Genomic DNA, 26,761 nt, shown 5'->3' with positions numbered 1-26,761 from the left:
GGCGATCACATCCGCCGAACGCAGCAGCACGTCCCCGGTCCCACTGTCCGCGCCGGCCCGGCGCAGTGATTCGGCCCTCTCGCCTGTCGAAATCCCGTGCCATCGATCTGCCGCCATCGAGGCGGCCCGCCGCGCCACGGGCGCGGCCCCGGGACCTTCATCCGGCCCGAGCGGGCGGCACACACGCCGTACCGGCGCGGACCACCCGGATACGACTTGTGCCCCGTCCCGGGTGCGGTAACAGCACGGCAGAGCCAGCGCACCCCGGCCCCTCGGCCGCTGGACCCCGCCCTCATGCCCCGAACGACCGAAGGGGCCGACAGTAGCGACTGTCGGCCCCTTCCGCCTGTCCGGGACCACCTGGTCGTCCGAGCTGCTGCCCGACGCAGCCTCCGGCGCCCTACGGCGTGCGTCTTTCATCCACTTGTCCGACGGCGGCGCCCGGTAGCCCGATAGCGGGGTGCCGGCCCGGACGGGCACACCCCGTCAGCGGCTCCCGTCGCCGCGATGACAGCAGCAGACCTCCCGGCCGCTGATTCCCCCGTACGCGGACAGACAAAAGGGCCGACAGCGGCGAGCTGTCGGCCCCTTTCGTTCGATTCGGTGACCGGGGGGTCTACTTCTCCTCGGTAACGGGCTCCTGCTGCGTGACGGGCTTGCCGTCGGGCCCATCCCGATACGCAGATCGGTCCGCCCCTGAAAGGGACGGACCGATCGAAATAAACGGGTCGACCTACTTCGGCGGCTCGGCGCCCTCAACTACAACCGGGTTCCCGTCGTTCGCCCACTTGGTGGTGCCCGCGGGCGCCTGCAGCGTGTTGATCAGCTCGATACCCGCAGCGACCAGCGTCGGACCACCGACAGCGATAGTGCCCAGAATTCCACCGACACCCGCGCCTGTGATCAGACCGGGTACGCAGCCGGCCACGATCGTCACGACACAGCCGATAACGGCACCGATAGCGGTACCGACGAAACCGCCGATCGCCGTCGCGATGCCGAAGTTGCTCGCGAACTCATTCTGGGCCTGCTGGTTTTCCTTCAGCGAGGCAATGGGCTTCACGGCCAAGGGCTGGTCCGTAACCAGACCGGCCGGCTTCTCCGGAGTGATCTCGACGACGGTGCCGTCGTTCTTGACCTCTGATTTCACCGGAATTGCCACACCGTTGGCGGTGAACTCGAGCGGCATCGAGCCGACGAGGTCGCCGGCCTTGTCCTTGATCTCGAGCACCTGGGTCTTGGCCGCTTCCGCAACCGGCTCGGCCTCCGGGACCGCTCCTTCCTGCGCTACGGGCTCCTGCTCCTTCTCGACGATGGAGAAGGTTCCGCCACCCAAGGTGGCGACAACCGTCTTCTCGACGAGTTGCACGGCGTAGTTGACCGTCTCTTTCGGTGCCGGCGCCGCCGGTTCGGCATGGGCTGTGCCGAATCCCATAGCGAGCGAGCCGGTGACCAGTGCGGCGATCACGGTGGATCTCGGGAGTGTCATCCATTTCCAATCGGGTGTGGGGCGTCCCATCTCAACGCGAGGGGGTCGATGTGATCGAACCCTGATTCCTCCCCGAGCGTTATGAGATGTCACGCTTCCTGATAGATCGGGCTGAGCGTAGTCGAATGCACTGTCAAAAGGCGAGATTCGTTTCCCAAGCGTAAGAAACGATACGGGTAAGCCTGGCCTTATCACCACCCGTGACAGCAGGCCCTTTACGGTGTTAATCAGCCCTTATTCGCTTTGGGCAGCAAACTGGAAAGAGTGATATTGATCACGCCGTGATCCATGCGAATAAGCCCAGGCAGACGCGCCGCGGGCCGACGCAGATCGCACAGTGGACACCATTAGTTACTGGCGGGTAACTTACTGGCGGTTACGATACGAGCCGGACGGGGTACTGCTCAGTTCCTCGTACCTCGTGTTGCTTCGAAAGAAAGGTCGCGACATGAATGCCCTGACAGTGACGCTGGGCACCCTGGGAGCGGCGCTCAGCCTGCTGTGTTGGGCGTCGTTCTTCGGCGGCGTCCGGGATATCGTCCGCGCCATCATGCTGGGCCAGCCCGCCCCCGACCGCTGGCGGCCGTTCTTCCCGCGTTTCAAGCAGATGCTGGTGGAGTTTCTGGCACACACCCGGATGAACAAGTTCCGGACGGTGGGCTGGGCGCACTGGCTCGTGATGATCGGCTTCCTGGGCGGCGCGATCCTCTGGTTCGAAGCCTATGGCCAGACGTTCGACCCGGCCTTCCACTGGCCGCTGATCGGCAATACGGCGATCTATCACCTGTGGGACGAGATCCTCGGCATCGGAACTGTCGTCGGCATCGTGGCACTGATCGTCATCCGTCAGCTGAACCATCCGCGGGTGCCGGAGCGGCTCTCCCGGTTCAGCGGCTCCGCGTTCGGGCCCGCCTACGTGATCGAGGCCATCGTCCTGCTCGAGGGCCTGGGCATGATCTTCGTGAAGGCGGGCAAGCTCGCCACCTACGGACACGCCCACGCCGGTACCGACTTCTTCACCATGCAGGTGGCCAAGCTGCTGCCGGCGAGCCCGACCATGGTGTCGATCTTCGCCTTCGTGAAGCTGATGTCCGGTATGGCCTTCCTCTACTTCGTCGGCCGCAATATCACCTGGGGTGTGGCGTGGCACCGGTTCTCGGCCTTCTTCAACATCTATTTCAAGCGTGAGGACGACGGTGGTGTCGCCCTCGGCGCGGCCAGGCCGATGATGTCCAAGGGCCGCGCCCTGGACATGGAGAACGTCGACCCGGACACCGATACTCTCGGCGCCGGCCGGGTCGAGGACTTCTCGTGGAAGGGCTGGCTGGACTTCACCACCTGCACCGAATGCGGTCGCTGCCAGTCGCAGTGCCCGGCCTGGAACACCGGTAAACCGCTGTCGCCCAAACTGCTGATCATGTCGCTGCGCGACCACGGCCGCGCCAAGGCGCCGTATCTGCTGGCCGGCGGCAGCAAGGATATGGGCGGCGACGAGGTCGGCCTGGTCGATGGCGAGGGCAACCCGGACGAGAAGAAGCTGGCCAGGGTCCCCGAGGCCGCGCGTGCCGAGGCCGAGCGCCCGCTCGTCGGCGACCACGAGGTGAACGGCATCATCGACCCGGAGGTGCTGTGGAGCTGCACCACCTGCGGCGCCTGCGTGGAGCAGTGCCCGGTCGATATCGAACACGTCGACCACATCATCGATATGCGCCGCTATCAGGTGCTCATCGAATCGGACTTCCCGTCCGAACTCGCGGGTCTGTTCAAGAACCTGGAGAACAAGGGCAATCCCTGGGGCCAGAACGCCAAGGACCGGCTCAACTGGATCAACGAGCTGGATTTCGATATCCCGGTCTTCGGCCAGGACGCCGACAGCTTCGACGGCTACGAATACCTGTTCTGGGTCGGCTGCGCCGGCGCCTACGAGGACCGCGCCAAGAAGACCACCAAGGCCGTCGCCGAACTGCTGGCGACCGCCGGGGTGAAATTCATGGTGCTCGGCCAGGAGGAGACCTGCACCGGCGATTCCGCCCGGCGCGCGGGTAACGAATTCTTGTTCCAGCAGCTGGCGATGCAGAACATCGAACTGCTGAACTCGGTGTTCGAGGGTGTCGAGCAGAAAAAGAAGAAGATCGTCGTCACCTGCGCGCACTGCTTCAATGCGCTCAACAATGAGTATCCGCAGGTGGGCGGCACCTACGAGGTGGTGCACCACACCCAGCTGCTCAACCGGCTGGTGCGCGGTAAGCAGCTGGTCCCGGTGGCTCCGGTAGCGCAGAACGTCACCTACCACGACCCCTGCTACCTGGGTCGGCACAACAAGGTCTACAACGCACCGCGTGAGCTGATGGCCGCCTCCGGGTCCACCCTGGTGGAAATGCCCCGGCACGGTGAACGGTCCATGTGCTGTGGTGCCGGCGGCGCCCGCATGTGGATGGAAGAGCAGCTGGGCAAGCGGATCAATATCGACCGCGTGGACGAGGCGCTGACAACCTCGCCGGCCAAGATCGCCACCGGCTGCCCGTTCTGCCGGGTCATGCTCACCGACGGTGTGACCGCCCGCCAGGAGTCCGGCCAGGGCGAGGGCGTGGAGGTCGTGGACGTCGCGCAGCTGATGCTCGAGTCGATCGAGCGGCAGCAGCCGGACCAGCTGACCGCCAATCTGACCGTGGTCCAGGAGCCCAAGGCAGAACCCGAGCCCGAACCCGAGCCCGAACCTGTCGCCGCCGAGACCGAAACCGCCCCCGCGGCCGAGAAGGCGGCACCCAAGGGTGGCGGACTCGCCATGAAGGGCCCGGCCAAGGCTCCCGGTAAGGGCCTGGGCATGAAGGGCGCCGCAAAGGCCCCTGGTGCCAGAGCTGCCGCCCCAGCGGCCGAGACCGAGGTGAAGGAGGACGCGGCTCCCGCCGCAAAGGGTCTCGGTATGAAAGGTGCCGCCAAAGCGCCCGGCGGTAAGGGTCTGGCCATGAAGGGCGCGGCCAAGGCGCCCGGAGCCAAGGCCGAAACCGCACCGGCGGCGGCGGAGGCCACCGCGGCGCCCGAAGCTCCGCCGGTCAAGGGTCTGGGTATGAAGGGTGCCGCCAAGGCACCCGGCGGTAAGGGTCTGGCCATGAAGGGCGCGGCCAAGGCACCCGGGGCCAAGGCGCCCGCCGCCGAGAAGCCTGCTCCGGCCGCCGAACCGGCGACCGAAGCACCTGCGGAGGCCGGCGCGAGCGCGGCGCCGACCGAAACCAAGCCCACGGTTGCGGCCAAGGGCCTGGCGATGAAGTCCGGATTCAAGCGCCCAGGCGCGAAGGCACCTGGCGCAAAGGCCCCGGCCGCCGCGCCGGAGGCCGAAACCGCCCCGGCCGAACCGGCGGCCCCGGCCGACTCGGGCACGGTGACTACCGAGCAGGCCACCGCGGCGGCTCCCGCCGAGAGCAAGCCGTCGAAACCGGCCAAGGGTCTGGCGATGAAGTCCGGATTCAAGCGCCCGGGCGCCAAAGCGCCCGGTGCAAAGGCTTCGGCTCCCGTACAAGAGCCGGAGCCCACCGCGGAAACCGCGCCTGCTTCGGACGAGGCCGGCCGGGAATCGGCACCGGCGGCCACCACCGCACCGGCGGCCGAAGTCACCGCGGAATCGGGCTCGGAGACCACTGCGGATTCGTCTTCGGAGGCCACCGCCGAATCGGCGCCGAAGGCCACCACCGAGACCGCCGGGGCCTCCGGCAACGGCAGCGCGGGCAACGGTTCGGGAGCGACCCCGCCGCAGGCCAAGCCGGGTGCGCTGGGGTTCAAGTCCGGCACCAGGGCACCGGGCCGCAAGGGCTGACCAGAACAACACGAAAACCAGCAGGGCCCGGCGGAACCGCTCCGCCGGGCCCTGCCGCGTATACACCCGGCCCGGCTTCCCGACAGCTCGACCGGCTCGGCTTTCCGGGCATGCCCGGACTCAACCGCCCAGTTCGTGCACCACGTCCGCGAAACGGTCCAGCTCACGTTGCGCCGCATCGGGAGGCAGCACCGGGACGATACCCAGCAACGTCCGGTGGATGCCCAGTTCCGCCAGACGTGCGAGGTCGCGGGGGGCGGGATCGAAGAGGGTGGCGATCACCGGAACAGGCGGCCGGCCGCGGCGATCGGCGAGCGCCCGCAGTTCGTGGACTCCCCGCTCCAGTTCGGCGAAGGGGATGCCCACCGGAGCCAGCCAGCCGTCGGCATGGTCGAGAATCCGCTCATGTGTGGACGGCCCCCAGCCGCCCAGCCAGACCGGCGGGTGTGGCCGCTGCGCCGGTTTCGGCCAAGAGTAGAGCGGATCGAAATCGACGTGCTCGCCATGGAACTCGGCTTCCTGCCGGGTCCAGATGGCCGTCATGGCGAGTAGCCGTTCCCGCTGCAGGGCGAGCCTGCTGCGCGGATCGGTTCCGTGATTGCGCATCTCCTCACGCAGCCACCCGGCGCCCACGCCCAGCTCGAACCGCCCGCCCGATGCCGCGTCCAGGCTCGCCACCTCTTTGGCCGTGATGATCGGATCACGCTGGACGAGCAGTGCGACAGCGGTGCCGATCCGCAGCCGCTGTGTCGCGGCCGCGGCGAAGGCCAGCGAGATGAACGGATCGAAATTGCGGTAGTAGTCCCGCGGGATATCGCCGCCGGCGGGATACGGCGTTCCGACGGTGACCGGGATATGCGTGTGCTCGGCCACGAACAGCGATTCGAAGCCACGGTCCTCGACGGCCCGGGCGAGGTCGGCCGGACCGATACTTTCGTCGGTCACACCCGTGAAGATTCCGATCTGCATGCGGCTACGGTAAACATTGACATCAGCGTCAAGGTCAAGTCGAGGGGAGCGGTATGCGGATCGGCGAGCTGGCACAACGCACCGGCAGCAGCACGCGAGCCCTGCGGTACTACGAACGACAGGGCCTGCTGACGGCGGTACGCGGCGGCAACGGTTATCGCGGCTTCGACGAGTCCGCGGTCGGCACCGTGCTCCGTATCCGGGCTCTGCTTTCAGCGGGACTCACCACCGAGGTGATCCGCCGGGTCCTGCCGTGCACCCGCGACGCGGTCGGAAGGATCGAGCCCTGCGCGGAAGTCGTCGCGGTCCTGCAGACCGAGATCGACCGAATGGATGCGCTGGCCGCGGATCTCGCCCGCTCCCGGGACCTACTCGCCTCGATCCTGCTCGACTCGGGTGTGCCGCCGGCCGGCCGGGACGCAGAAGCACCCGCATGTAACGCCACCGCCGAGGATCAAGTTCCCGGCCCTTGACTCCGTCGTCCTCGCGGAGTCCGGAGGCGCCCTCCGTCGCGGTACGACCGCCGTGCGAGGCCGAGACCGAATGCGCTCAGCGCAGAGCCGCGCCGTACACGTTCTCCACCGCGAGTTTCATGAGGACCCGGCGGTCGGAGACCATGACCGCCCGGTATTCGTCCCAGTCCGGATGTTCGCCCGCCGCCTTGCGGTAGTAGTCGACCAGCGCCTCCACTTCCGGGCCGTGCGGGTCGGTACCCGGACCGGTGAGGGTGACCGTGCCCTCCGCGGTCGCCCAGGCCCAGCCGTCGGCCCGGGTGACCTCCAGCGCGGCCCGCGGATCACGGCGCAGGTTCACGGTTTTGGCGCGGCCCTCGGTCATCGAGACGTAGATGATCTCGGCCGTCCGGTCGTAGTAGGGGGTCACCGGGGAGAGCTGCGGCAGACCGCTCGATTTGATGGTCGCCAGGACGCCGAGCCGGCTCTCGCTGAGCAGGGTGCGCGGATCGAACTGTGTGCTCGTCATAACCCCGTCCAAGTCGGCGGGACGGAACGGTATTCCGGAACCGATGGATATGAGGGCCACCGGCAGAGATCCGCTCGGGCGGACGCGGTGCAGCAAGTGCTGTCGAGCCGGGCATGCACGCCCCCGCGTGCGGGAAATTCACTGGCGCGCGGCGTCGGCACCGGCTGCAATAGGCCCGTGCTCGACGACGTACAGGTGGCCTCGTTCATCGACAACGGATATGTCCACGTGCCCGACGCGTTTCCGCGCGCACTCGCCGAGGAGTGCCGCACGATCATCTGGCGGGACCTGAATGCCTCCCCCGACGATCCCGGCAGCTGGCCCACCCCCGCGGCCTTCCGGCCGGATTACGCGAGCGCGCCCTTCGTCTCCGCCGCGGCCACACCGCGGCTGCGGTCGGCCTACGATGCGCTCGTCGGTCCCGGTCGCTGGGCGCCACGCCGTAGTCTCGGCGGGTTCGTGATCCGCTTTCCGGGTCAGGAGACGGCCGTCCTCGACGGCTGGCATGTCGACGCGAGTTTCCCCGGCCCCGATTCCTCGCCCACCGATTATCTGAGCTGGCGGATCAATATCAATTCGAGGAATCGAGCGCTACTGATGCTGTTCCTGTTCTCCGATACCGGCGAGCAGGAGGCGCCCACCCGGCTGCGGGTGGGGTCGCACAAAGAGGTGGCCCGGATACTCGAACCGGAAGGCGACACCGGCCTCGACGCCCGCGAGCTCGCCGCCCGGGCCGACCCGGCAACCGCCGACCTCCCGACCGCCCACGCCACCGGCCGCGCCGGCGACGTCTACCTCTGCCACCCGTTCCTGGTCCACGCGGGCCGGCCGAACCGTGGGTCCCACCCCCGCTTCCTGGCCCAGCCCAACCTCGAGCCGGCCCAGCCGTTGCGTATCACCGGGCCCGGACCGTTCTCGGCGGTCGAGACGGCGATCCGGGCCGCGATAGGGTGACCGAGTCCGGATCGATGCGGCGAATAAGGGCCTGACCAGGCATACGATGGTGCCATGTCGCTGCCGCCCACCGAACGGCCCGAACTTCCCGAGTACATGACATGGGAGGAACTCGAGCAGCTACCCGAAGAGATCTCCGAACAGATCGAGCTGTGGGACGGGCGCGTGGTATGGCTACGCCGGGGGCCCAGCGAGCATCAGCGTTTCACCGTGCGCACGCGGAACGCGATAGAACGGTGCGCCCGCAAGAGCATGTCCGAACAACCCGAAGTGTGCTGGCAAGTGGACGTGGAAACTAATGTCTTCCTCGACACCACCGGAAAGTCCAACTTCTTGACTCCGGACTTCCTTACCTTCCGCTGTCTTCCTTCTCCATTTCAGGATGTCCGGGCTGTCGACACGCTGTTGGTCGGCGAGGTTCTGTCACCAACCAACACCCAAACCGATATCGAGGCCAAGAAAGCCCGTTACGCCGACGCTGGAATCCCTTGGTATTGGGAAGTCACATTGGCGCAGGCAAAAAGCGCGATTGCGACTGTACGGGCATACGCCCTGGAAACCGAGCACGGGCGGCTGCCCCACGGCGTCCGTCCCCTGCGGTCGGCAAACTACCTGGTCGCCGGCGAATGGACACCCGAGGACGAGGACGGCGTCCAGATCGACTTCCCTTTCCCGATCCATATTCCGTGGACGGAACTGGAGTACTGAGTCCATCGGGCCGTGCGGTGATCCCCCTCTTGCAGATTGCCGCACGGCTCGGTGGCATGCTTCCGCACCCCACCCGAGCGCACGGGTGAGCGCGGTGCGGTCCGATCAGTATTTCGTCGCCGCGATATAGCGCGCGAGATGATCGGAGCTGGAACCGAATTCGTATTCGATTGCGGTGAGGCGCTTGAAATAGTGACCGATGGCCAATTCCTCGGTCATGCCCATCGCACCGTGTAGCTGGACCGAATTCTGGCCGATGAAACGGGTCGCCCGGCCGATCGTCACCTTGGCGGCCGAAACCGCTCGGGCCCGCTCGGCGGGTTCGGCTTCCACGGCGTAGGCGGCCAGATAGGCGGCGGCGATACTCTGCTCGAGTTCGATCAGCATATCGACCATCCGATGCTGTAGTGCCTGAAAACTGCTGATCGGAACCCCGAACTGCTGCCGCTGCCTGGTGTATTCGACGGTATCGTCGAGGACCTTGCGCATCAGGCCCACGGCTTCCGAGGCAACCGCCGCGATCGCCTCATCGATGGTGGCGTCGATGGCGGGCCAGGCCCGGCCCTCCTCGCCCAGTAGCGCGCTCGCGGGCACCCGGAAGTTCTCGACGGTGAGGTCGGCGGCGACGCGGTCGTCGATGGTGCGGTACTGGTGCACCTCGAGGCCGGTCGGCGGCGAAGCGGGATCGAATTCCACCAGGAACAGCGAGATCCCGTCCTGGGCGCGACGCTCTCCGGAGGTGCGTGCGGAGATGATCAGATGCGTCGCGACGGGCAGACCGGTCACCACGATCTTGGCGCCGTCGATCACCCAGTCGTCGCCGTCGCGGCGGGCGGTCGTCGAAACATCGTGGCGCACTTCGCCGGACTGCGGTTCGAGCGCGGCGAAGGCCGACCGGACGGCACCGCTCGCGATGCCCCGCAGCAGCTCACCGGCCTGCTCGCCACCCGAGCGGCGCAGCAGACCACCGCCGACCACCACGGTATCGACATAGGGTTCGACGACCAGGGCGCGGCCCAGCTCCTCGGCGATGATCATGCCTTCGATCGGGCCGCCGCCCGAACCCCCTGATTCCTCCGGCAGGGTCAGGCCCAGGACATCCAGTTCGGCCAGCCCGCGCCAGATCTCGGGCTGCCAGCCGGGACCGGATTTGACCGCGGTACGGCTTTTCACCAGGTCGTATCGGGCGGCGAGAAAACCGGAGACCGCGTCGCGCAGCATCTGCTGTTCGTCGGTGAAGGTGAAGTCCATCAGAGCCCCAATGCTGCCTTGGCGAGGATATTTCGCTGGATTTCGTTACTGCCCGCATAGATCGAACCGGCGCGATCGTTGAAATAGCGCAGCGGCGCGACGGCCTGCCAGTCGGCGCCGCTGAGGTAGCCGTCGGCGGGCGGGATGTATTCGGCGATCGGGCCGCCGGGCGCGGTGGCGTGTGGCTGGTAGACCCGGCCGCGGGGTCCGGCGGCGGTGAGCGCGAGTTCGGTGAGCTGCTGGCTGAGCTCGGTGGACAGGATTTTCAGCATGGACGAAGAGGTGCCCAGATCCTTGCCCTGGGCCATGGCGGCCAGGGTGCGGAACTCCAGTACCTCCAGTACCTCGGTGCGGATCCGCGCGTCCGCCAGCTGCGCCGCGAAACGCGGGTCCTCGCTGAGCGGGTTTCCGTCGCGTCCGGGCTGCCCGGCTGCGGCGGTGGCGATGTGCTGGGCCATGGCCTGTAGCGCCGGGGCCATGGCCCCGCCGCCGCGCTCGTGCACGAGCAGATATTTGGCGACGGTCCAGCCGTCGTCGATCTGCCCGAGCACATTGCTCTTGGGCACCCGCACATTGTCGAAGAAGATCTGATTCTGGACCTGCTCACCCGAGCTCATCACCAGCGGCCGGATCTCGATACCGGGCGCGGTCATATCCATCAGCAAGAAGGTGATTCCCTGCTGTTTCTTGCCCGCGCGGGAGGTGCGGACCAGCGCGAAGATCCAGTTCGCCTCGGTGGCGTGGGTGGTCCAGATCTTGCTACCGGAGCAGATGAGATCGTCGCCGTCGGAGACCGCGGACATGGTCAGCGCGGCGAGGTCGGACCCGGCTTCGGGCTCGGAGTAACCCTGGCAGAAGAAGACCTCACCGGTGAGGATGCGGGGCAGGAAGTAGTTCTTCTGCTCGTCGGTGCCGAACGCGATCAGGGCCGGGGCGACCATCCGGATACCCATCGGCGACAGCGCGGGGGCGCCGGCCAGGGTCAGTTCCCGGCTGAAGATGTAATGCTGGGTGAGCGACCAGTCGCGGCCGCCGTACTCGACCGGCCAGTGCGGCGCCGCCCAACCCCGCTCGTGCAGGATGCGCTGCCATTCCAGGCTCGCCTCGTGATCGGAGTAGACACTGGTCATCAGCCGGCCCGCGGTACTCAACTCGGGCGTCAGCTTCTCGGCCAGGAACGCTCGTACCTCGTCTCGGAAGGCCCGCTCGGCCTCCGACCAGTCGTAATCCATACACGCTCCCGAAGGCTTCATGCGTCGTCGCAGCAGGTCCGGCGACTACCGGTGCCAATGCGAATGTAGCCAGGTCACCGGCACCGCGTCAAACTGAAGGCATATGCCATCACAGCTTCGGGAAATCCTTCGGACTACTCCCGGCAATCCTCGAAAATCGCCTTCGCATACCCCACTGATTGATAGACATAGTCATAGGCCCAGCGCGGCACGGACAGCCGCGGACGGGTGTCCACGAACAGCAGCTGCCCGTCCCAGCACTTCCCCAGAACGAACCTGGCCCGGGATATGTGCGGGGTGAAGGTGACCACGATGACCCGTTCCCAACCGTGCCTCCGCGCCTGATCGGCGAGATAGCGTCCCTCCCCCCGCGTCGTACGTGGCGAGGGATCGAAGCAGACCACCTCGAAGCTGTACCCGCCGTGACAGACCCGGTTCACCAGCGCACTGTCCTCGTAGGGGTTGGAGATCAGCACCCTCGGCGCGTATCCCGCGCGGGCCAGCCCGAGCCCGAGCTCTTCCCGTCCGTCGTGGGCACCGCCGAGCACCAGGATCGCATCGGCGGGCGCGGGCTCCTCACGCTGCGGGCTCACATAGACCGGCCACAGTCCGAAGACCAGCACGACGACAGAGACCACCCCCGCGGCGAGGACGAGTCGGCGGCGCACTGCCGCGATCCTAACGGGCACGGTCCATCCACAGAGATCCACAGGACGCGTATTCCCGGACGAAAGCGCGGCACGCGGACCGGACACGGCCGGACCGGACACGGCCGGAGCGAATGCGGAGGTACGGGAGCGCACGGCCGAAGCGAATGCGGAGGTACGCAGGGAGCGCACGGCCGAAGCGAATGCGGAGGTACGCAGGGAGCGCACGGCCGAAGCGAATGCGGAGGTACGCCCTGGTCAGCACTGTTCGGCGAACCGCGTCGCCCGGTGTACATCTGCTGTTGCCCGGTACCTCGCCTCGGTTTTCTGGTGTGTGCACCGGCGGGGATTACCAATCGATCATGCGATGCACAGTCTTCGGAACCGGGTACCTGGGGGCCACGCACGCAGCGTGTATGGCCGAGCTCGGACACGATGTGATCGGGGTCGATATCGATCCGGGCAAAGTCGCGAAACTCTCCGACGGTGTCACTCCTTTCTACGAACCCGGCCTCGAAACGGTGCTGCGCCGCAACCTCGACTCGGGCCGGCTCAGGTTCACCACCTCTTATGCCGAGGCGGCCGAGCATGCCGACGTCCATTTCCTCGGGGTCGGCACTCCGCAGAAGAAGGGCGAGTACGCCGCCGACCTGAAATATGTGCACGCGGTCGTGGATACGCTCGCACCACTCATCACCCGCCCGTCGGTGATCATCGGCAAGTCCACGGTCCCGGTGGGGACCGCCGGCGAACTCGGTCGCCGCGCTCGCGCCCTCGCCGCGGTGGACGTGGAGGTCGCGTGGAATCCCGAATTCCTCCGTGAGGGGTTCGCGGTCAACGACACCCTGCGGCCGGACCGGCTGGTGCTCGGCGTGGACGAGCAGCGGGCGCGGTCGGCCTGGGTGCGCGAGGTGGTCGAGGAGCTGTACGCGGAGCTACTGGCCGCCGAGGTCCCTTTTCTGCTCACCGATCTGGCTACCGCGGAACTGGTCAAGGTGTCCGCCAACGCGTTCCTGGCGACCAAGATCTCCTTCATCAACGCGGTCTCCGAGGTGTGCGAAGCCACCGGTGCCGATGTCACGGTGCTGGCCGACGCTCTCGGTTACGACGCCCGTATCGGCCGCCGCTTCCTCAACGCCGGGGTCGGCTTCGGCGGCGGCTGCCTGCCCAAGGACATTCGCGCCTTCATGGCCCGGGCCGGGGAACTCGGCGCCGACCACGCGCTGGCCTTCCTGCGCGAGGTCGACAACATCAATATGCGCCGCCGCACCAAGATGGTGGATATGGCGGCCCGTGCCTGCGGCGGGTCGCTGCTCGGCGCGAACGTGGCGGTGCTCGGCGCGGCGTTCAAACCCGAATCCGACGATGTGCGCGACTCGCCCGCGCTGAACGTGGCCGGCATGATCCAGCTGCACGGTGCGGTCGTCACCGTCTACGACCCGAAGGCTTTGGAGAACTCCCGTCGTGTCTTTCCCACACTGAATTACGCCACCTCGGTGGTGGAAGCCTGCGAACGCGCCGATGTGGTGCTGGTACTCACCGAATGGAACGAATTCGTGCAGTTGCGCCCGCAGGATCTGGACGCCGTGGTGCGGGGACACTCGATCATCGACGGTCGCAACTGTCTCGATCGGGCCGCCTGGCGCTCGGCCGGATGGGTGTACGCGGGGCTGGGCACCCCGTAGCATCGTGGGGCCGGTCGGCGCACGCCGGTGGCTGCTGCCTCCCGCGGCGACGGGACCGGGCGGTAGTGTCGGAAGAGTGGTTCGGGGGATGAGCCGTCACCATCGACCGGGCGACGCTCGCAGATCGTGAAGCGGGAAGTACGGATGGGCTGCCGATGAGTTCAGCACTGGGAGTGTCGGTGGGAACCGGCGCGATCCGCTTGGCGCGCCCACCTGCGGGCGCCGCGACGTCCGACCCACAGTCGTTCGAGCTGCGGACCTTCGTCGTTCCGAGCGAGACCCCGAGCGCCGAGCGGGCCGCGCTCTCGGTGGCCGCCGCGTTGAACTCCGACCCCGGGATAGCCCGAACCGTCCTGGCCTGCCGCGACGAGCTGCAGGCCGAGGCCGTGCACGTGGCGATGGCCGAACACGGGCTCGACGACTACGACATCGTGCCCGATATCGAGGCCACGCTCGAATTCGCCACCGCCTCCGGCGCGCTGGCCGGGATCAGCACGCTCGGCGTCTACGACCTGGGCGCTTCCGGTCTGTCGGTCACTGTGGTGGAGGTCGTCGGCGGGCAGGTCGTGCTCACCGAACGCACCGGCGATATCAGCGGCGAATATTTCGATTCGCTGATCCGGGAGCAGCAGATCAATTCCGGCCGGATCGCCCATCCACCCGACCCGGACGGTCTGGCGCGACTGGATACGCTGTGCCGCGCGGCGAAGGAAAAGCTTTCGGGGACCTCCGCGGTGGCGCTGCCCAGTGATTACGGACCGGTGCTGCTCACCCAGGAGAATTTCACCGCCCTCATCGCGCGGGCCGTCGAGACCTCGGTCCACTCCACCCGCGAGATCATCGGCCGTGCGGGCCGTCCGGTGCAGGCTGTGCTCGCGGTGGGCGGCGGCGTCCGGATCCCGCTCGTCAGCCGCACGCTCCGGGAAATACTGGAGATGCCGGTGCTGGTGCCGCCGGAGCCGGAGGCCGCGACGGCGCGGGGTGCCGCCCTGCTGGCGCAGCGGGCGCCGGAGTCACGGCCGGCCGCTGTCCCGCCGCGCCCGGGCAGTTCGGTGCCGCCGCTTGTGGCCGCCGCGGCGCAGGCCACCGATACTCCGGCAGCCGCGCCCGCACCACAGGTCGGCATTTTCGGGGCCGAACTGGACAGCCCCCCGGCGGCACCGGACGACGCGGCCACGAAAGCGACCGTTGTCGCTCCGGTCGTTTCGCGACCGAAGATGCCCATGCCACAACCCGGAATCTTCGGCCCGCCCGCCGGTACCGCGGTGGACCTGCCCGCCGACTCCGTTGCGCGCACCGGTCCCGCCACCGAGCGCCCCGGCCCCGAGAAGTACCCGAGCGGCACCGCCGCGGTGCCGCAGACCGTGGGGGCGCGCCCGGTGCTGTCCACAGCTCCGCAACTGACACCCGAGGAGGATCCGCCCACCGTCGCGCTGCGGATTCCGCAGAAGCTACTGCCCCGGCGGTCGTTCCGCGAGCCCCCGCAGCGCCGGCGCCGTGAGCTCGGCGGCGCCGCGGTGGCAGTGAGCGCACTGGTGGTGGTGGCCGCGATCGGTATCGGCCTCGGCTACGGCCAGCACATGTTCCGTCAAGAATCGACCACCGTCGAAGGTACGACCACACCGCCGGCGAGCTCGGCGACCTCACCCACGGCTCGGCCCGGAATGGCGGGAGCATCACTGACCACCGCACCGGAACACGAATCGCTGGCCGAGCCGCCTCCGGTGGCCGCGCCGCGGGAGACCGAGACGCCCACGACCACTACCGGCCCGAACACCTTCCAGGTTCCGGGTCTGCCGCCGATCGTGCTCCCGACCATTCCACCGCTGTTTCCGCCACCGCCGACTCGCTGACCAGGCGGAACCGGCGTACCCTCCGGCCGCGCCGGCAGCTCAGCCCGGACCGGGACGGCCCGGCCGCCGACGGATCTCGCGTTGCTCACCGCTGTTCGGCCACTGGTTGTCCGGACGCGGCGGTCCGGCCGGCCGGTCCCCCGGCTCCGGCCGGCCGGGATACCGCTGCGCGGACCGCGCCGGTCCGTACTGCCCGCCCCGCGCGACCGGTGTCTCACCGGTCCACGGGCCGGGATGCTGATCATCGGAGCTGCGCGGTACCCGTGGCTGTTCCCCGGTCGTCGGCCACGGCTGATAACCACGGCCGGCGCGGTTGCGCGGCGCGGCGCCTTCGGAACCGCCCGGGCGAGCGACTCTACGGTGCGTGCCGGTATCCGAGTGCCGGGCCGCCGCGGTCCGCCGGGCCGGGGTGGCCGGACCGCCGGCGGGCTTGTTGCCGAAGGGCCGGGCCAGCATGACCGCGATGCCGGTCGTCAGGGGCACCGACAGCGCCAGGCAGATTCCGCCCACCGCCGACCGCGTGATCTCGATGGCCACCGCATCGCCCACCAGCACATCCCGGATCGGCCGGCCCGCCACGCTGAACAGCAGCAGCAGCGGCAGCGCCCCACCGGCATAGGCCAGCACCAGGGTGTACACGGTGCTGGCGATATGGTCGCGGCCCACCCGCATGGCCGCGGCGAACACTTCGCGCCGAGTCGCCTTCTTGTCCAGTTCCGCGAGTTCGAATGCCGCGGACGCCTGGGTGATGGTCACATCGTTGAGCACGCCGAGCGAACCGATGATGAATCCGGCCAGCAGCAGGCCGGTGATGCTGACGTGCTCGATATAGGTTGCGACATTGGTGTTCTGCTCTTCGGACAAACCGGTCAGCGTCGTCGCCTCGATGGTCAGCCAGGACAGCACCGCCGCCACCACCATGGAGGTGAGGGTGCCCAGCAGCGCGGAACTGGTGCGCAGGTTCACCCCGTGCGCCAGGTACAGGACCGCATACAGGATCAGCGAACCGGCCACCAGCGCCACCGGTATCGCGGGCTTCCCGTCGAGCATCGCGGGGAGTAGGAAGAACACCAGCACCGCGAACGCGAAAACCAGGCCGAGCAGCGCCCGGACCCCGCGCCAGCGGGCGACCACCACGATCACCACGACAAAGGCCAGCACGATCAGGCTCAGCGGCATACCCCGCGCGTAATCGTCGAACGAGTACAGCGGTGTCCCGTCCGGCCCGGCCTGCCGCACGATCCGCAGGTCGTCACCGGCGGCCAGATCGGGTTGCCCGGGGCCCGGCGCGATTTCGAGCAGCGTGTGTTCACCCTCGTGCGGGCCGGATTCGATGGCGATCAGACTCCGCTGGCAATCGTAGACCTGCATGGTGGGCGGCTGGGGTTCACCGTCGAAGACGCGGCCGATGGACGGACTACCGCAGGCGCCGATATCCTGCCGGATCACCTTTCCGGCTTCGGTGACCACCGCGGTTCCGTCGGCGTTCTGCATGGGCAGCGGAATCTCGACCTGCTGGCGGTCGGGCCACAAGGCGATCGTGGCAACGACGACAACGATTCCGATGGCGACCAGCAAACCGACCACGACGCGAGCGGCGGTCGCGCCGATGGCGATCGGCCGGGAGTGGTCGTGGTGGTGATGGTGGTCGCTCACCCCGGTGAGCCTAGAGGATGCGTAACCGGCCCATGTGACCGGCAGATGCGGCTTACGCTGCGTTTTCGCTGTATTTCCGAGGAACTCGGGAAGGGGCGGCGGAGAGCAGGGGGATGTCTCCGCCGCCCGCGGGCAGGCGGCCCAGGGGGGTAGGCGGCCTAACCCGAGGACCAGGTTGCCCAGGGGGGGTAGACAACCTGGCCGGGCACTTTGAAGTGCCGAGGACCACTGTACACACAGAATCCTCTTTTGTGCCAGCAAGTTCGGAAAATTGGGTTTAATCCGGATGGAGAGTCGGTTTTAACCCGGAGTTACCCGCCCGGCTACTGTCGATAGCTCGCGAGGAAATTGCCGAAACGCTCTATGGCAACGGCCAGATCGCGAGCCCAGGGCAGGGTCACGATCCGCAGATGATCATGGTGCGGCCAATTGAAACCGGTGCCCTGCACCATCAGGATCTTCTCCTGCAGCAACAGATCCTGGACCAGCTTCTCGTCGTCGTGGATCTCGTGTACTTCGGGGTCCAGCCTAGGGAACGCATACAGCGCGCCTTTGGGTTTCACGCACGACACGCCGGGAATCGCATTCAAGCGCTCCCAGGCCACATCACGTTGTTCCAGCAACCGCCCGCCCGGCAGGATCAGATCCTCGATGCTCTGATATCCTCCGAGCGCGACCTGAATGGCGTGCTGGGCGGGCACATTCGGGCACAGCCGCGACGACGCGAGCAGATCCACCCCCTCCAGGAACCCGGCGGCGTGCTCCTTCGGCCCCGTGATGGCCAGCCAGCCGGACCGGTAACCGGCAACCCGGTACGCCTTGGACAGGCCGTTGAAGGTGAGGCACAGCAGATCGGGCGCCAGCGTCGCGAGCGAGATGTGCTTGGCGTCGTCGTAGAGAATCTTGTCGTAGATCTCGTCCGCCAGCAGCAGCAGCCGGTGCTTGCGCGCCAGGTCGACAAGTTGCTGCAGCACCTCCGCCGAGTACACCGCACCGGTCGGATTGTTGGGGTTGATCACCAGCAGCGCCTTGGTGCGTTCGGTGATCTTCGATTCGATATCGGCGATATCGGGCTGCCAGCCGCTGGCCTCGTCGCACAGGTAGTGCACCGGGGTGCCGCCGGCCAGGCTGGTCATCGCCGTCCAGAGCGGATAGTCGGGTGCCGGGATCAGCACCTCGTCCCCGTTGTCCAGCAGCGCCTGCATGGTGATGGTGATGAGCTCGGAGACCCCGTTGCCGAGGTAGACATCGTCGACATCGAGTTCCGGGAAGCCGGGGACCAGCTCGTAGCGGGTCACGATCGCCCGGCGAGCGGGCAGTATGCCCTTGGACTCGGAGTAGCCCTGCGCGGTCGGCAGGGCGGCGATCATATCCCGCATGATCACATCGGGGGCCTCGAAGCCGAACGGCGCGGGGTTGCCGATATTGAGCTTCAGGATCCGGTGGCCCTCCGATTCCAGCCGTGCCGCGTGTGCGTGTACCGGTCCACGGATCTCGTAGACGACATTCTGCAGCTTCTTGGACTGCTCCAGAATTCGGGGCGCGGGGTGCGAATGGCCAGTACTCACCCGATCCATGGTGCCACCCGGGGCAAGCGGATATCCGGCCCGCCCCGGCCCGGTGCTGGACCGTTACCGCCGCCCCGACCATCTGCGCCGGACCGCCGACCTGCACCGGGCCGGGAAACCGGTCGATATCGCGCCGCTCCCGAGCCCGTTCGGTCACATTCCGCGCGCCGACACGAGAGAGCCGGCTACCCGATGCCCGGGGGCAGGCTGCGGGACGCGGTCGCTGCGCAGAATTCCTCGATCCGCTCGTCGAGCGCCCGCGCCTCGGCGACCCCGCGAAAAGCCGGAGCGCAGATCCGCCGCCGCAGGCCCGTGAGGCGTTCCTCCAACTGGGCGATCCGCTTGTCCTCGTCGAGCGCCAGGACCGGCAGCAGTGCCGCCGCGGCGCCTTCGAGGCTGCCGTTGATCAGATGAGCGGCGGCCGAATCGACGCGGGCCAGGGATTCCGCGCCGTAGGAACGCTGCCGGGCCGGGCCGGTCCGGTAGAGCTCGATCGTGCGTTCGGTAGCCGCCAGCGCGGGTTCGGCCAGGCCGAGATGGATATAGGTCGCACCCGCGTAATAGCCGGCCTTGGCGTCGGAGAAACCGAACACCCCGCCCACCTCGTCGTGCAGGCTGTCGGTCCCGGCTCCGGAGCTCGCGTCGGCGGCGGCGCGGATACACCGTTCGGTATCGGCGGCGCTCCCGATCTTCGACCAGATCCGCGCCTCGATATTGTGCAGGCGCACCGCGGCGGTGGCCGAATCCGCGTACTGCTGGCCGTGCTGTGCCAGCTGTAGCGCCCGGTGCGGCCGTTCGGACCAGTATTCGATCAGCGCGTGCATCCCGCGCGCCCAGGCCCGTAACCCGTTGTGGCCGCATAGTTCCGCGTACGCCCAGGCGGCCCGGACCTGTTCCCCGGCGGCATCGAGATAGCCGAGATCGGTACTCGCGTTGGCGAGCAGCCCGGACAGCGAGCCCGCCAGCAGATATAGGTGGCCGGTATCCGAGGGCCGCTGATGGCCCTCCAGCAGCCGGTACACCCGGCGCCGCACCCGCAGCATCTCGACCATCATCGGCATCGGCGGGGTGTGCACGTAGTCGTTGGCGATCCGCGTGACATCGGCGTCGAGCTGGTCCAGCGTGCTCGGACCGATATTCGTACTCTCGGCCCGGCCCGCGTGTTCGCTCGCCTCGTGCGCTGCCGCCATGATCAGATCCCTCTCCGAAATCGCCGCCAGCCCTTCCCCGCGGGCCGCACCGGTATCGATGAGGGCCAGGAGTTCGGCGTCATTGGAATATCCGCTGGGCGTGGCGTACCGGCCGGCGTCCAGAAGCGGACCGGGAACAGGTTCGGAAACGGTCAACGCCGCGAACCGGGTCCGTTCGACATCGTCGGATCGGGCGAGACAGGTATCCAGGGCAGCCTGATTGACCGGACGCGGATGCACCCGGTCGCCCCCGGCCTCCCATTTGGACACCAGTCGTTCGTGCACACCCAGATGTGCCGCGAACTCCCGGATACTCATCCGCTTGGCCTCGCGAAGCGCCCGGGCCTCCTTTCCAGACCACTGGCCGACCACGTTGTCACCCTTTCCGAACGATTTCCTTGTCCAGGGTACGAGCCGAATGTGACTGCAACCACAAGGAAATTCGCCTTCACCGGCAATGGCAGCGCAAGGGCAGTGGAACGGGAGCGTGTAGGCGGTTCCGACGCGCCGGTGCGGACGCGATCCTGGAAAGACAGGTCGGCGAGACCGGCACAGGCCGTGCTCGGCACGCCAGGGAGGCTCGGCAGCAGGAGGCAAGGGGTTCACCGTGAACGTGGAAAAGCTCAGAACGGTCGACGACTGGGCCGCGTACTATCGCCACGAATTCGGGTTACCGGCCACCGAACGCGGCGGTTTCGTCATGCTGCCGATCACCAGCCGGGCCTGCGTCGTCCACCTACCGACCAAACGCGCGAAAGCCGTACGCGACCTACTGGATTCACGGGAGATCCGAGTTCCCATGCTCGCCCGTCAGATTCGCTGGAGCTTCGTGGCCTACCCGGATCGCCGGCCGGATCCGGAAGTGGTCGAGATGCTGCAGCGTATCGATATCGATATCCCGGGGGTGGGGAGCGCCGTCATGCTGCCCACCGGTCTGGGCCGCTGGAACCGCGAGGGATGCAACTGGGTCGTGCCGCCGGAACGCGATGGCCTGCTGCCCCCGCTGTCCACGGTGATCAACGCCGCGTTGCTGGCAGGTGGCGCGGAATGACCGGGGATGGGGCTACGTCCGGCGGCCGGGCCCGCCGGACGTAGCCCGCCCGGACGCCACGGTGCGTCCGTTCGATATGCCACCCGGGCGGTCCGCGGTGTCGGGCGTCTCGGATCGGACCGGCCCGTGGGCGAACCGATCGGGAACCGTCGGTGGGCTACGGGGCACCGAAACCACCGCGCGGCATGTCCTCGATTCCGTTGCCTACTCGACCATTTCGGCGCGGTAGCCGCGGGCGCCGGGTAGCTACCCCGCGGCGCGGCTGCCGAGCCCGAATAGAGGGCCCGCGTGCCCCTACCGGATGGACAGAATTCGTGACGCCTCGGTCAGCAGCAATGGCGCGAAACGTCGATGCCCCGGGGAGACGGCGGCCCAGACCCGCTCGCCCATCCGGCGTTCGTAGTGGACGAAGGTGGCCACCGAAGCGGTACCGTCGGTGAGCTCGACCACCAGACGCCCGCTGATCAGCCAGGATCGAGCTCCCAAGGTGATCCAGGTGGCGCCGCGTTCGACGATCGGCCAGCCGGCCACCTGTCCGGCAGCCGATCGGCGCCGCAATCGCAGGCCCAGCACGACCCGCCAGACGAACTGCCCCCGCGCACCGGCCACTTCGCCGAGCGCGGTGCGCGCCCACTCCTCCGGCGTCGCGGCCACGCCGGGCGACGTGTCGATCGTGAACTGGTCGGCGTAGTCGTAGAACGCCACACCACTGTGCGCCCGGATCGATGCGCCGATCTCGGACTGTCGCCGAGCGACCGGCTCGGCGGGCCCGCTGTCCGGGCGAAGCTCGGAATTCTCGGTCATCTTCGATACCCACTTCCTGTTATACGCTGGCGTATATAAGACGCTAGCGCGAATATACGGTGGCGTATAGATCTCGGTTCATGAGAGGAGACACATGGGCGCGGTACGGACGACGAGCGCGGGCTGGATCGACGAAGGGCTACGTGCCCTGGCCCGCGGCGGTCCCGACGCCGTCCGCGTCGAAGCGCTCGCGAAATCGCTCGGCGTGACAAAGGGCGGTTTCTACGGGTACTTCGCCGACCGCAACGCACTGCTCGAGGCCATGCTGGACACCTGGGAGCGGCGCAGCGTCGACGACGTCCTGGACAGTGTCACGCGCGAAGGCGGCGACGCCCGAACCAAGATCCAGCGGGCCGGGGCGCTCACCCTCTCCCCCGAACTGCTGCCCATCGACCTCGCCGTACGCGACTGGGCCCGGCGCGACGACGAGGTCGCGGCGCGCCTGCGCCGAGTGGACAACCAGCGCATGGCGTTACTGCGCGAAATGATCGGCACCTACTTCACCGATCCCGTGGAAGTGGAGGCCCGCAGCCTGCTCGCCTTCTGCGCGCGGATCGGCATGCACTTCCTGGCCGCCGACCCGCTCGACGGCACCGACCGCGCGGCGGTGCAGGCCCGGACCACCGATCTCGTGCTCGGCCCGCGTGCCACCGAGGACCAGTAGCGGCATCCGCTCAGCGATCGGCCACCCGATCCGCGCCCGCCGGCCACAATGCCGTGGCGACGACGTGCCGCACGACTCCGAACGCTGCGGCGACCGGCACCGTATCCGCGTCCGGGTAATCGTCGTGCCGGCCGTTGGCGAGCACGAACCCTTCACTCAACCCTCGGCTCCCGGGTGCACCGGGATCACCCGCACCGTCGAGCAGCACCACCATCGCGCGCTCGGTATTCGTGACGAAGGCCGGCGACCGGCCGCGCGAGCTGGCCGGCCACGTCTCGAGCCCCCACGGGTGACCCTCGCCCGGAGTATCTCGGGCACCGACCCGGACGACACGGCGGTGTCACCGAAAGTCCACTCGATCACCGCCACGCCGGGTTCACGAACGGGTCCGGCGCGCGATCACCGGCTCGGCGCCGGGAAATTCAGGTACGCCCGCGACGGCGTCGGTCCGCGCTGCCCCTGGTACTTCGATCCGGCGCCCGCGCTGCCGTACGGATTCTCGGCCGGACTGGTCAACCGGAACAGGCACAGCTGCCCGATCTTCATACCCGGCCACAAGGTGATCGGCAGATTCGCCACATTCGACAGTTCCAGGGTGATGTGCCCGCTGAATCCGGGGTCGATGAACCCGGCGGTCGAATGCGTGAGCAGGCCCAGTCGCCCCAGACTCGACTTGCCCTCCAGGCGCCCGGCCAGGTCGTCGGGCAGGGTGCACACCTCCAGGGTGGACCCGAGCACGAACTCCCCCGGATGCAGTACGAACGGCTCGCCCTCGGCAGGCTCAACCAGGCTCGTCAGCTCGTCCTGGCGCTGGGCCGGGTCGATATGGGTGTAGCGAGTGTTGTTGAAAACCCGGAACATCCGGTCCAGCCGCACATCGATACTGGACGGCTGAACCAGGTCGTCCTCGAACGGTTCGAGCCCGAGCCGTCCGGCGGCAAACTCCGCCCGGATGTCACGATCGGAAAGCAGCACGCCACGAGCGTAGCGACCGCCCCGCGGGGCGGAGCCCCCGGTCCGCGCGCGGACCGATTCCTGTCACCGCCCCCAGGCATACTCCACCCGATGGGCGAGGCCCATCCGCGCCCATCGCACGGCCGCAGCCGACCAGGAGGTACACCCATGTCCGAGACGAGCGCCCACACCCATCACGGCATCGACTACATCGAACTCGCCGTCACCGACCTCGACGCCGCCAAAGCCTTCTACCGGTCGGCGTTCGGCTGGGAGTTCAACGACTACGGGCCCGCCTACGCCGGTATCCGCCGCTTCGACGGCTCCGAGGGTGAAGCGGGCGGACTGGCCACCACCGACGAGGTCCGCACCGGCGGCGGCCCCCTGGTCCTGCTGTACTCCGGCGACCTCGACACCACCCTCCGGGCCGTCGGAGCGGCCGGCGGCACGGTCACCGAAGGCCCCTTCGACTTCCCGGGCGGCCGCCGCTTCCATTTCACCGACCCGAGCGGCAACCAGCTCGGAGTCTGGTCCGAACGCTGACCCCGGGTGCGGACGGCCGGAGCACGAGCCGAAAAATTTAGAGCTCCGGCCCGCCCTCTGCTAAGCTGCCCATCGCGCCTGTGGGCGCACGCCGGTGTAGTTCAATGGCAGAATCTCTGCTTCCCAAGCAGATGGCGCGGGTTCGATTCCCGTCACCGGCTCCACCATCACTTCGATGATCATCTTTCGTCCAAATTCCCTTTGCGCCACCTGCCCCGAGTTCGTTGCGTGCCACTTCGTGAAGATGGCGGAGGCACGGACCCGGCAATGGCTGCGAGGCACCGGTGGGTGTCATCTCCAGGGGCCCGCCGCATGATCTCCTCGACAGCCGCGGCCGGCCGAGGCCACCGACGTCAGCCGGATACGGGCCCGTCGGCCTGGAGCCGTCGCCACTTGACCATCGACTGTTCGATCTCCGCACGCAGGAACTCGAAGAACCGGCGGGTCTCGTCCAGTCGCTGCCCGGCCGGGGAGGCGGGACCCAGGAGTGCGGCGCCCTCGGCGGCGCCGACCTGCACCTGGCGCAGGACCGGGTCGGACTGGCTGATGTAGTGACTCCAGGTGTGCTCGTGGATCCGGCAGAAGTCCCGCCGGCTGCCGGGTTCGCGGCCGCGTTCGACCAGCCGCACCTGCACCAGGTATTTGACCGCCCCCGAGATGGCCGGTGCGCCGACGCCCAGCCGCTCGGCGAGTTCGGCGGCCGACAGCTTGCCGGAGTCGGTGACCAGCAGTGCGGCGAATACGCGCGCGGCCATCCGCGGCATACCGGATTCGACCATGATCTGCGCGAACCGTTCCTGGAAGCCGGCGATAGCGATCTCGTCCGCTCGCGTCACTGAAGCAGTCTCCTCGTCGTGGCTTCCGCAGCCATATCGTCATACATTTCACGAAATTCGTGAAGTATCAGTAGTATAGGCGACCGTGAAAGACAGCGGACTCGCCGGAGTGCAGAAAACCGCCCGCCCCGTCCTCGCGGCCAAAGCACTGGACAACCGGCTGCCGGACCCGATCCTCGGTGACAAGTACGCCGAGCAGGTGATGCGCCGCCTCGACCCCGGCTATGACACCCGCAGATTCGGCACCAGCCAACTGGGCCTCGTCGCCGTGGTGCGCGCCAAGATCCACGACGACTGGGCCCGAAGCTTTCTCGCCGAACACCCCGACGCGGTAGTGCTGCACCTGGGCTGCGGCCTCGACGCCCGGGTGTACCGGATCGACCCGCCCGCCACGGTCGACTGGTACGACCTGGACTACCCCGCCATGATCGAAGTGCGGAAACAGTTCTTGCCGCCGCGCGACCACTACGCCCTGATCGAAGCCGATGTCACCGACCCGACCTGGCTGGACCGTATCCCCCGCGGTCGGCCGGTGCTGGTGATAGCCGAGGGACTGGTGCCCTATCTGACCGAATCAGACGCCCGGGGCCTGCTGACCCGCTTGGTCGATGCCTTCCCCACCGGGCAGATCCAGATCGACACGGTGGCGGTCTGGGCGTGGCGCACCTCGCGGTGGGATCCCACGCTGCGCAAATACGACACACAGTTCCAGTGCGGCTTCGACGATCCGGCCGCACTGGCCGATTGGCACCCGCGGCTCGAATACATCGGTGAGGAGCCGATGAACGACTCACCGGTGCTGATGGCCAAGGCGCCCGCGAACGCACGCCGCGTATTCCGCCTCTTGAATCTGCTTCCGGGCATGAAACGGTCCACTCGCATCGTGCGGTTCCGCTTCTGAACCGCGCACCCGAACTCGGAGTGGTGCCCCCATTACGCCAAGGCATCGGCGCACGGGAGCCGATCCCACACAATGCGTTCGGATTCGCCACCCCACGGGAACGATATGCACCGTGAAAGGCGCCCGCCGGCCGAACGGCGCCCGGGCCCATGGCCCGGTGCCGGTCCTGCAGCTCTAGTACAGGAACTCCGCGAGCGTTCTCGCCACGGCTTCGGGGCTCGTCGACGGCGCGAAATGGGTCTGCCCGGGAAAAGTCTCGAGCCGCGCGTGCGGCATTCCGGTCGCCAGCCGCTCGACCGTCTCGGGCATCGGCTGCCAGGTATCGGAGCCGCGCATCAGCAGCGTCGGGGTGGTCACGCTCGACCAGCGTTCGAGATAGGTCGTATCGGCGATCATCGACTCGAGGTCACGACTCCAGCCGTAGGAGTCGTCGGGTTCGTTCTCGTCCGGTTCGAGATCCCCCGCGGCCTCCAGCAGCGCCGCCGGAACACGGGACACCTTCTCCGCCAGCAGCCGGACCGCCCGGCCCCGTTCGCCCTTCGCGGTGAGTTCTTCGAACCGGGTCAGCACCGGCGCCAGCTCCGCGCCCGCCGCGTACAGCGGCGGCTCCCACAGCGCCAGCGAACGGATCGGGAGTCCGGCCGCCGCGGCGTGCAGGGCGACGGTGGCGCCGTAGGACATACCCACCAGGTGCGCGGGCCGGCCGATCATATCGATGATCACCCCGAGATCACTCACCTCGTCGGCGTAGTGCTTGGGGGCGTGGCCGGGCCCGCTCGGCGCGTAGCCGCGGCGGGCCGGCAGCCACAACTCGAACCGGTCCGCCAGATATTCGGCGACCGGCTGCCACGAGTGCAGACCCCCGCCGGACCCGTGGATCATGATCACCGGTGAGCCGGAACCCACCCGCCGGTAGTAGATGCGGGTCCCATCGAAGGAATCGAAGGACGCCGGCGGCTCGCTGGTGAACTGTGCCATGCCGCTACTCTCGCAAAGCCGGGCGCACTCCTCCAG

At 67.9% G+C, this 26,761-nt stretch carries 23 protein-coding genes, 1 tRNA gene and 1 pseudogene; 11 read left to right on the top strand and 14 right to left on the bottom strand.

What is annotated here, in order from left to right; genetic code table 11:
* Positions 1 to 733: 733 nt before the first annotated feature.
* Positions 734 to 1,468 (bottom strand): hypothetical protein, encoded by a 735-nt coding sequence (locus tag AB0H42_RS32955; RefSeq protein WP_357063078.1) that lies wholly within the window; start codon positions 1,466 to 1,468, stop codon positions 734 to 736.
* Positions 1,469 to 1,937: 469 nt separating this feature from the next.
* Between AB0H42_RS32955 and AB0H42_RS32950 the strand changes: the two genes are divergently transcribed.
* A complete protein-coding gene (locus tag AB0H42_RS32950) occupies positions 1,938 to 5,300 on the top strand; it encodes a (Fe-S)-binding protein (RefSeq protein ID WP_357063076.1) in 3,363 nt (1,120 codons plus the stop codon).
* A 120-nt stretch (positions 5,301 to 5,420) separates the two neighbouring features.
* Here AB0H42_RS32950 and AB0H42_RS32945 read toward each other — a convergent pair whose 3' ends face one another.
* Positions 5,421 to 6,269 (bottom strand): LLM class F420-dependent oxidoreductase, encoded by an 849-nt coding sequence (locus tag AB0H42_RS32945; protein WP_357063074.1) that lies wholly within the window; start codon positions 6,267 to 6,269, stop codon positions 5,421 to 5,423.
* Between the two features lie 53 nt (positions 6,270 to 6,322).
* On the opposite strand from AB0H42_RS32945, the gene AB0H42_RS32940 reads away from it, so the two are divergent.
* A complete protein-coding gene (locus tag AB0H42_RS32940) occupies positions 6,323 to 6,742 on the top strand; it encodes a MerR family transcriptional regulator (RefSeq protein ID WP_357063073.1) in 420 nt (139 codons plus the stop codon).
* A 76-nt stretch (positions 6,743 to 6,818) separates the two neighbouring features.
* On the opposite strand, the gene AB0H42_RS32935 is transcribed toward AB0H42_RS32940, so the two are convergent.
* Positions 6,819 to 7,250, bottom strand: a complete 432-nt coding sequence (locus AB0H42_RS32935) for a PPOX class F420-dependent oxidoreductase (RefSeq protein ID WP_357063071.1) — start codon at positions 7,248 to 7,250, stop codon at positions 6,819 to 6,821.
* A gap of 177 nt (positions 7,251 to 7,427) precedes the next feature.
* On the opposite strand from AB0H42_RS32935, the gene AB0H42_RS32930 reads away from it, so the two are divergent.
* Entirely contained in the window at positions 7,428 to 8,204 is a 777-nt protein-coding gene (locus tag AB0H42_RS32930; protein ID WP_357063069.1) for a phytanoyl-CoA dioxygenase family protein, read from the top strand.
* Between the two features lie 54 nt (positions 8,205 to 8,258).
* Positions 8,259 to 8,912, top strand: a complete 654-nt coding sequence (locus AB0H42_RS32925) for a Uma2 family endonuclease (RefSeq protein WP_357063067.1) — start codon at positions 8,259 to 8,261, stop codon at positions 8,910 to 8,912.
* A gap of 105 nt (positions 8,913 to 9,017) precedes the next feature.
* Here AB0H42_RS32925 and AB0H42_RS32920 read toward each other — a convergent pair whose 3' ends face one another.
* The 3 genes from AB0H42_RS32920 to AB0H42_RS32910 all read right to left on the bottom strand — a co-directional run bounded on the left by AB0H42_RS32920 (position 9,018) and on the right by AB0H42_RS32910 (position 12,063).
* Complete coding sequence (locus AB0H42_RS32920) at positions 9,018 to 10,163, bottom strand: acyl-CoA dehydrogenase family protein (RefSeq protein WP_357063065.1); 1,146 nt, start codon at positions 10,161 to 10,163, stop codon at positions 9,018 to 9,020.
* On the bottom strand, positions 10,163 to 11,395 hold the full coding sequence (locus tag AB0H42_RS32915; RefSeq protein ID WP_357063064.1) for an acyl-CoA dehydrogenase family protein: 1,233 nt from the start codon (positions 11,393 to 11,395) through the stop codon (positions 10,163 to 10,165). Before AB0H42_RS32915 ends, AB0H42_RS32920 begins: the two co-directional genes overlap by 1 nt.
* 134 nt (positions 11,396 to 11,529) lie before the next feature.
* Complete coding sequence (locus tag AB0H42_RS32910) at positions 11,530 to 12,063, bottom strand: YdcF family protein (RefSeq protein ID WP_357063062.1); 534 nt, start codon at positions 12,061 to 12,063, stop codon at positions 11,530 to 11,532.
* A 341-nt stretch (positions 12,064 to 12,404) separates the two neighbouring features.
* Here AB0H42_RS32910 and AB0H42_RS32905 point away from each other — a divergent pair, with 341 nt between their 5' ends.
* Positions 12,405 to 13,727: a UDP-glucose/GDP-mannose dehydrogenase family protein gene (locus AB0H42_RS32905; RefSeq protein ID WP_357063061.1), complete on the top strand. Its 1,323-nt coding sequence runs from the start codon at positions 12,405 to 12,407 to the stop codon at positions 13,725 to 13,727.
* 155 nt (positions 13,728 to 13,882) lie between these two features.
* Positions 13,883 to 15,580 (top strand): Hsp70 family protein, encoded by a 1,698-nt coding sequence (locus AB0H42_RS32900; protein WP_357063059.1) that lies wholly within the window; start codon positions 13,883 to 13,885, stop codon positions 15,578 to 15,580.
* Between the two features lie 432 nt (positions 15,581 to 16,012).
* Here the strand turns inward: AB0H42_RS32900 and AB0H42_RS32895 are convergent.
* From AB0H42_RS32895 to AB0H42_RS32885, 3 genes and pseudogenes are all read right to left on the bottom strand, one after another.
* Positions 16,013 to 17,236, bottom strand: a pseudogene (locus AB0H42_RS32895) (YibE/F family protein); the annotation flags it as partial.
* Between the two features lie 323 nt (positions 17,237 to 17,559).
* Positions 17,560 to 18,804 (bottom strand): pyridoxal phosphate-dependent aminotransferase, encoded by a 1,245-nt coding sequence (locus AB0H42_RS32890; RefSeq protein ID WP_357063058.1) that lies wholly within the window; start codon positions 18,802 to 18,804, stop codon positions 17,560 to 17,562.
* Between the two features lie 185 nt (positions 18,805 to 18,989).
* Entirely contained in the window at positions 18,990 to 20,366 is a 1,377-nt protein-coding gene (locus AB0H42_RS32885; protein WP_357063056.1) for a helix-turn-helix transcriptional regulator, read from the bottom strand.
* 235 nt (positions 20,367 to 20,601) lie between these two features.
* Between AB0H42_RS32885 and AB0H42_RS32880 the strand changes: the two genes are divergently transcribed.
* Positions 20,602 to 21,045, top strand: a complete 444-nt coding sequence (locus tag AB0H42_RS32880) for a hypothetical protein (RefSeq protein ID WP_357063054.1) — start codon at positions 20,602 to 20,604, stop codon at positions 21,043 to 21,045.
* A gap of 294 nt (positions 21,046 to 21,339) precedes the next feature.
* Here the strand turns inward: AB0H42_RS32880 and AB0H42_RS32875 are convergent, their stop codons facing one another.
* Entirely contained in the window at positions 21,340 to 21,849 is a 510-nt protein-coding gene (locus AB0H42_RS32875) for a hypothetical protein (protein WP_357063053.1), read from the bottom strand.
* Between the two features lie 94 nt (positions 21,850 to 21,943).
* Here AB0H42_RS32875 and AB0H42_RS32870 point away from each other — a divergent pair, with 94 nt between their 5' ends.
* On the top strand, positions 21,944 to 22,513 hold the full coding sequence (locus AB0H42_RS32870; protein WP_357063051.1) for a helix-turn-helix domain-containing protein: 570 nt from the start codon (positions 21,944 to 21,946) through the stop codon (positions 22,511 to 22,513).
* Between the two features lie 10 nt (positions 22,514 to 22,523).
* Here the strand turns inward: AB0H42_RS32870 and AB0H42_RS32865 are convergent, their stop codons facing one another.
* Both AB0H42_RS32865 and dcd read right to left on the bottom strand, forming a co-directional pair.
* Entirely contained in the window at positions 22,524 to 22,727 is a 204-nt protein-coding gene (locus tag AB0H42_RS32865) for a hypothetical protein (protein WP_357063049.1), read from the bottom strand.
* A gap of 185 nt (positions 22,728 to 22,912) precedes the next feature.
* Positions 22,913 to 23,488: a dCTP deaminase gene (dcd, locus tag AB0H42_RS32860; RefSeq protein WP_357063047.1), complete on the bottom strand. Its 576-nt coding sequence runs from the start codon at positions 23,486 to 23,488 to the stop codon at positions 22,913 to 22,915.
* A gap of 147 nt (positions 23,489 to 23,635) precedes the next feature.
* Between dcd and AB0H42_RS32855 the strand changes: the two genes are divergently transcribed.
* The gene (locus AB0H42_RS32855; protein WP_357063046.1) at positions 23,636 to 24,010 is read left to right on the top strand and encodes a VOC family protein; all 375 of its coding nucleotides are present in this window, start codon (positions 23,636 to 23,638) and stop codon (positions 24,008 to 24,010) included.
* Positions 24,011 to 24,100: 90 nt separating this feature from the next.
* Positions 24,101 to 24,174: transfer RNA gene (locus AB0H42_RS32850), tRNA-Gly, on the top strand.
* A gap of 189 nt (positions 24,175 to 24,363) precedes the next feature.
* Here AB0H42_RS32850 and AB0H42_RS32845 read toward each other — a convergent pair.
* The gene (locus AB0H42_RS32845; RefSeq protein ID WP_357063044.1) at positions 24,364 to 24,846 is read right to left on the bottom strand and encodes a MarR family transcriptional regulator; all 483 of its coding nucleotides are present in this window, start codon (positions 24,844 to 24,846) and stop codon (positions 24,364 to 24,366) included.
* Positions 24,847 to 24,931: 85 nt separating this feature from the next.
* Between AB0H42_RS32845 and AB0H42_RS32840 the strand changes: the two genes are divergently transcribed.
* Positions 24,932 to 25,747: a class I SAM-dependent methyltransferase gene (locus AB0H42_RS32840; protein ID WP_357063043.1), complete on the top strand. Its 816-nt coding sequence runs from the start codon at positions 24,932 to 24,934 to the stop codon at positions 25,745 to 25,747.
* A gap of 174 nt (positions 25,748 to 25,921) precedes the next feature.
* On the opposite strand, the gene AB0H42_RS32835 is transcribed toward AB0H42_RS32840, so the two are convergent.
* Positions 25,922 to 26,725, bottom strand: a complete 804-nt coding sequence (locus AB0H42_RS32835; protein WP_357063041.1) for an alpha/beta hydrolase — start codon at positions 26,723 to 26,725, stop codon at positions 25,922 to 25,924.
* Positions 26,726 to 26,761: the final 36 nt, after the last annotated feature.

Origin of the sequence: Nocardia sp. NPDC050799, from assembly GCF_040654015.1 — a bacterium.
Taxonomy (GTDB): domain Bacteria; phylum Actinomycetota; class Actinomycetes; order Mycobacteriales; family Mycobacteriaceae; genus Nocardia.
This window is presented reverse-complemented; position numbering and strand designations above follow the sequence as displayed.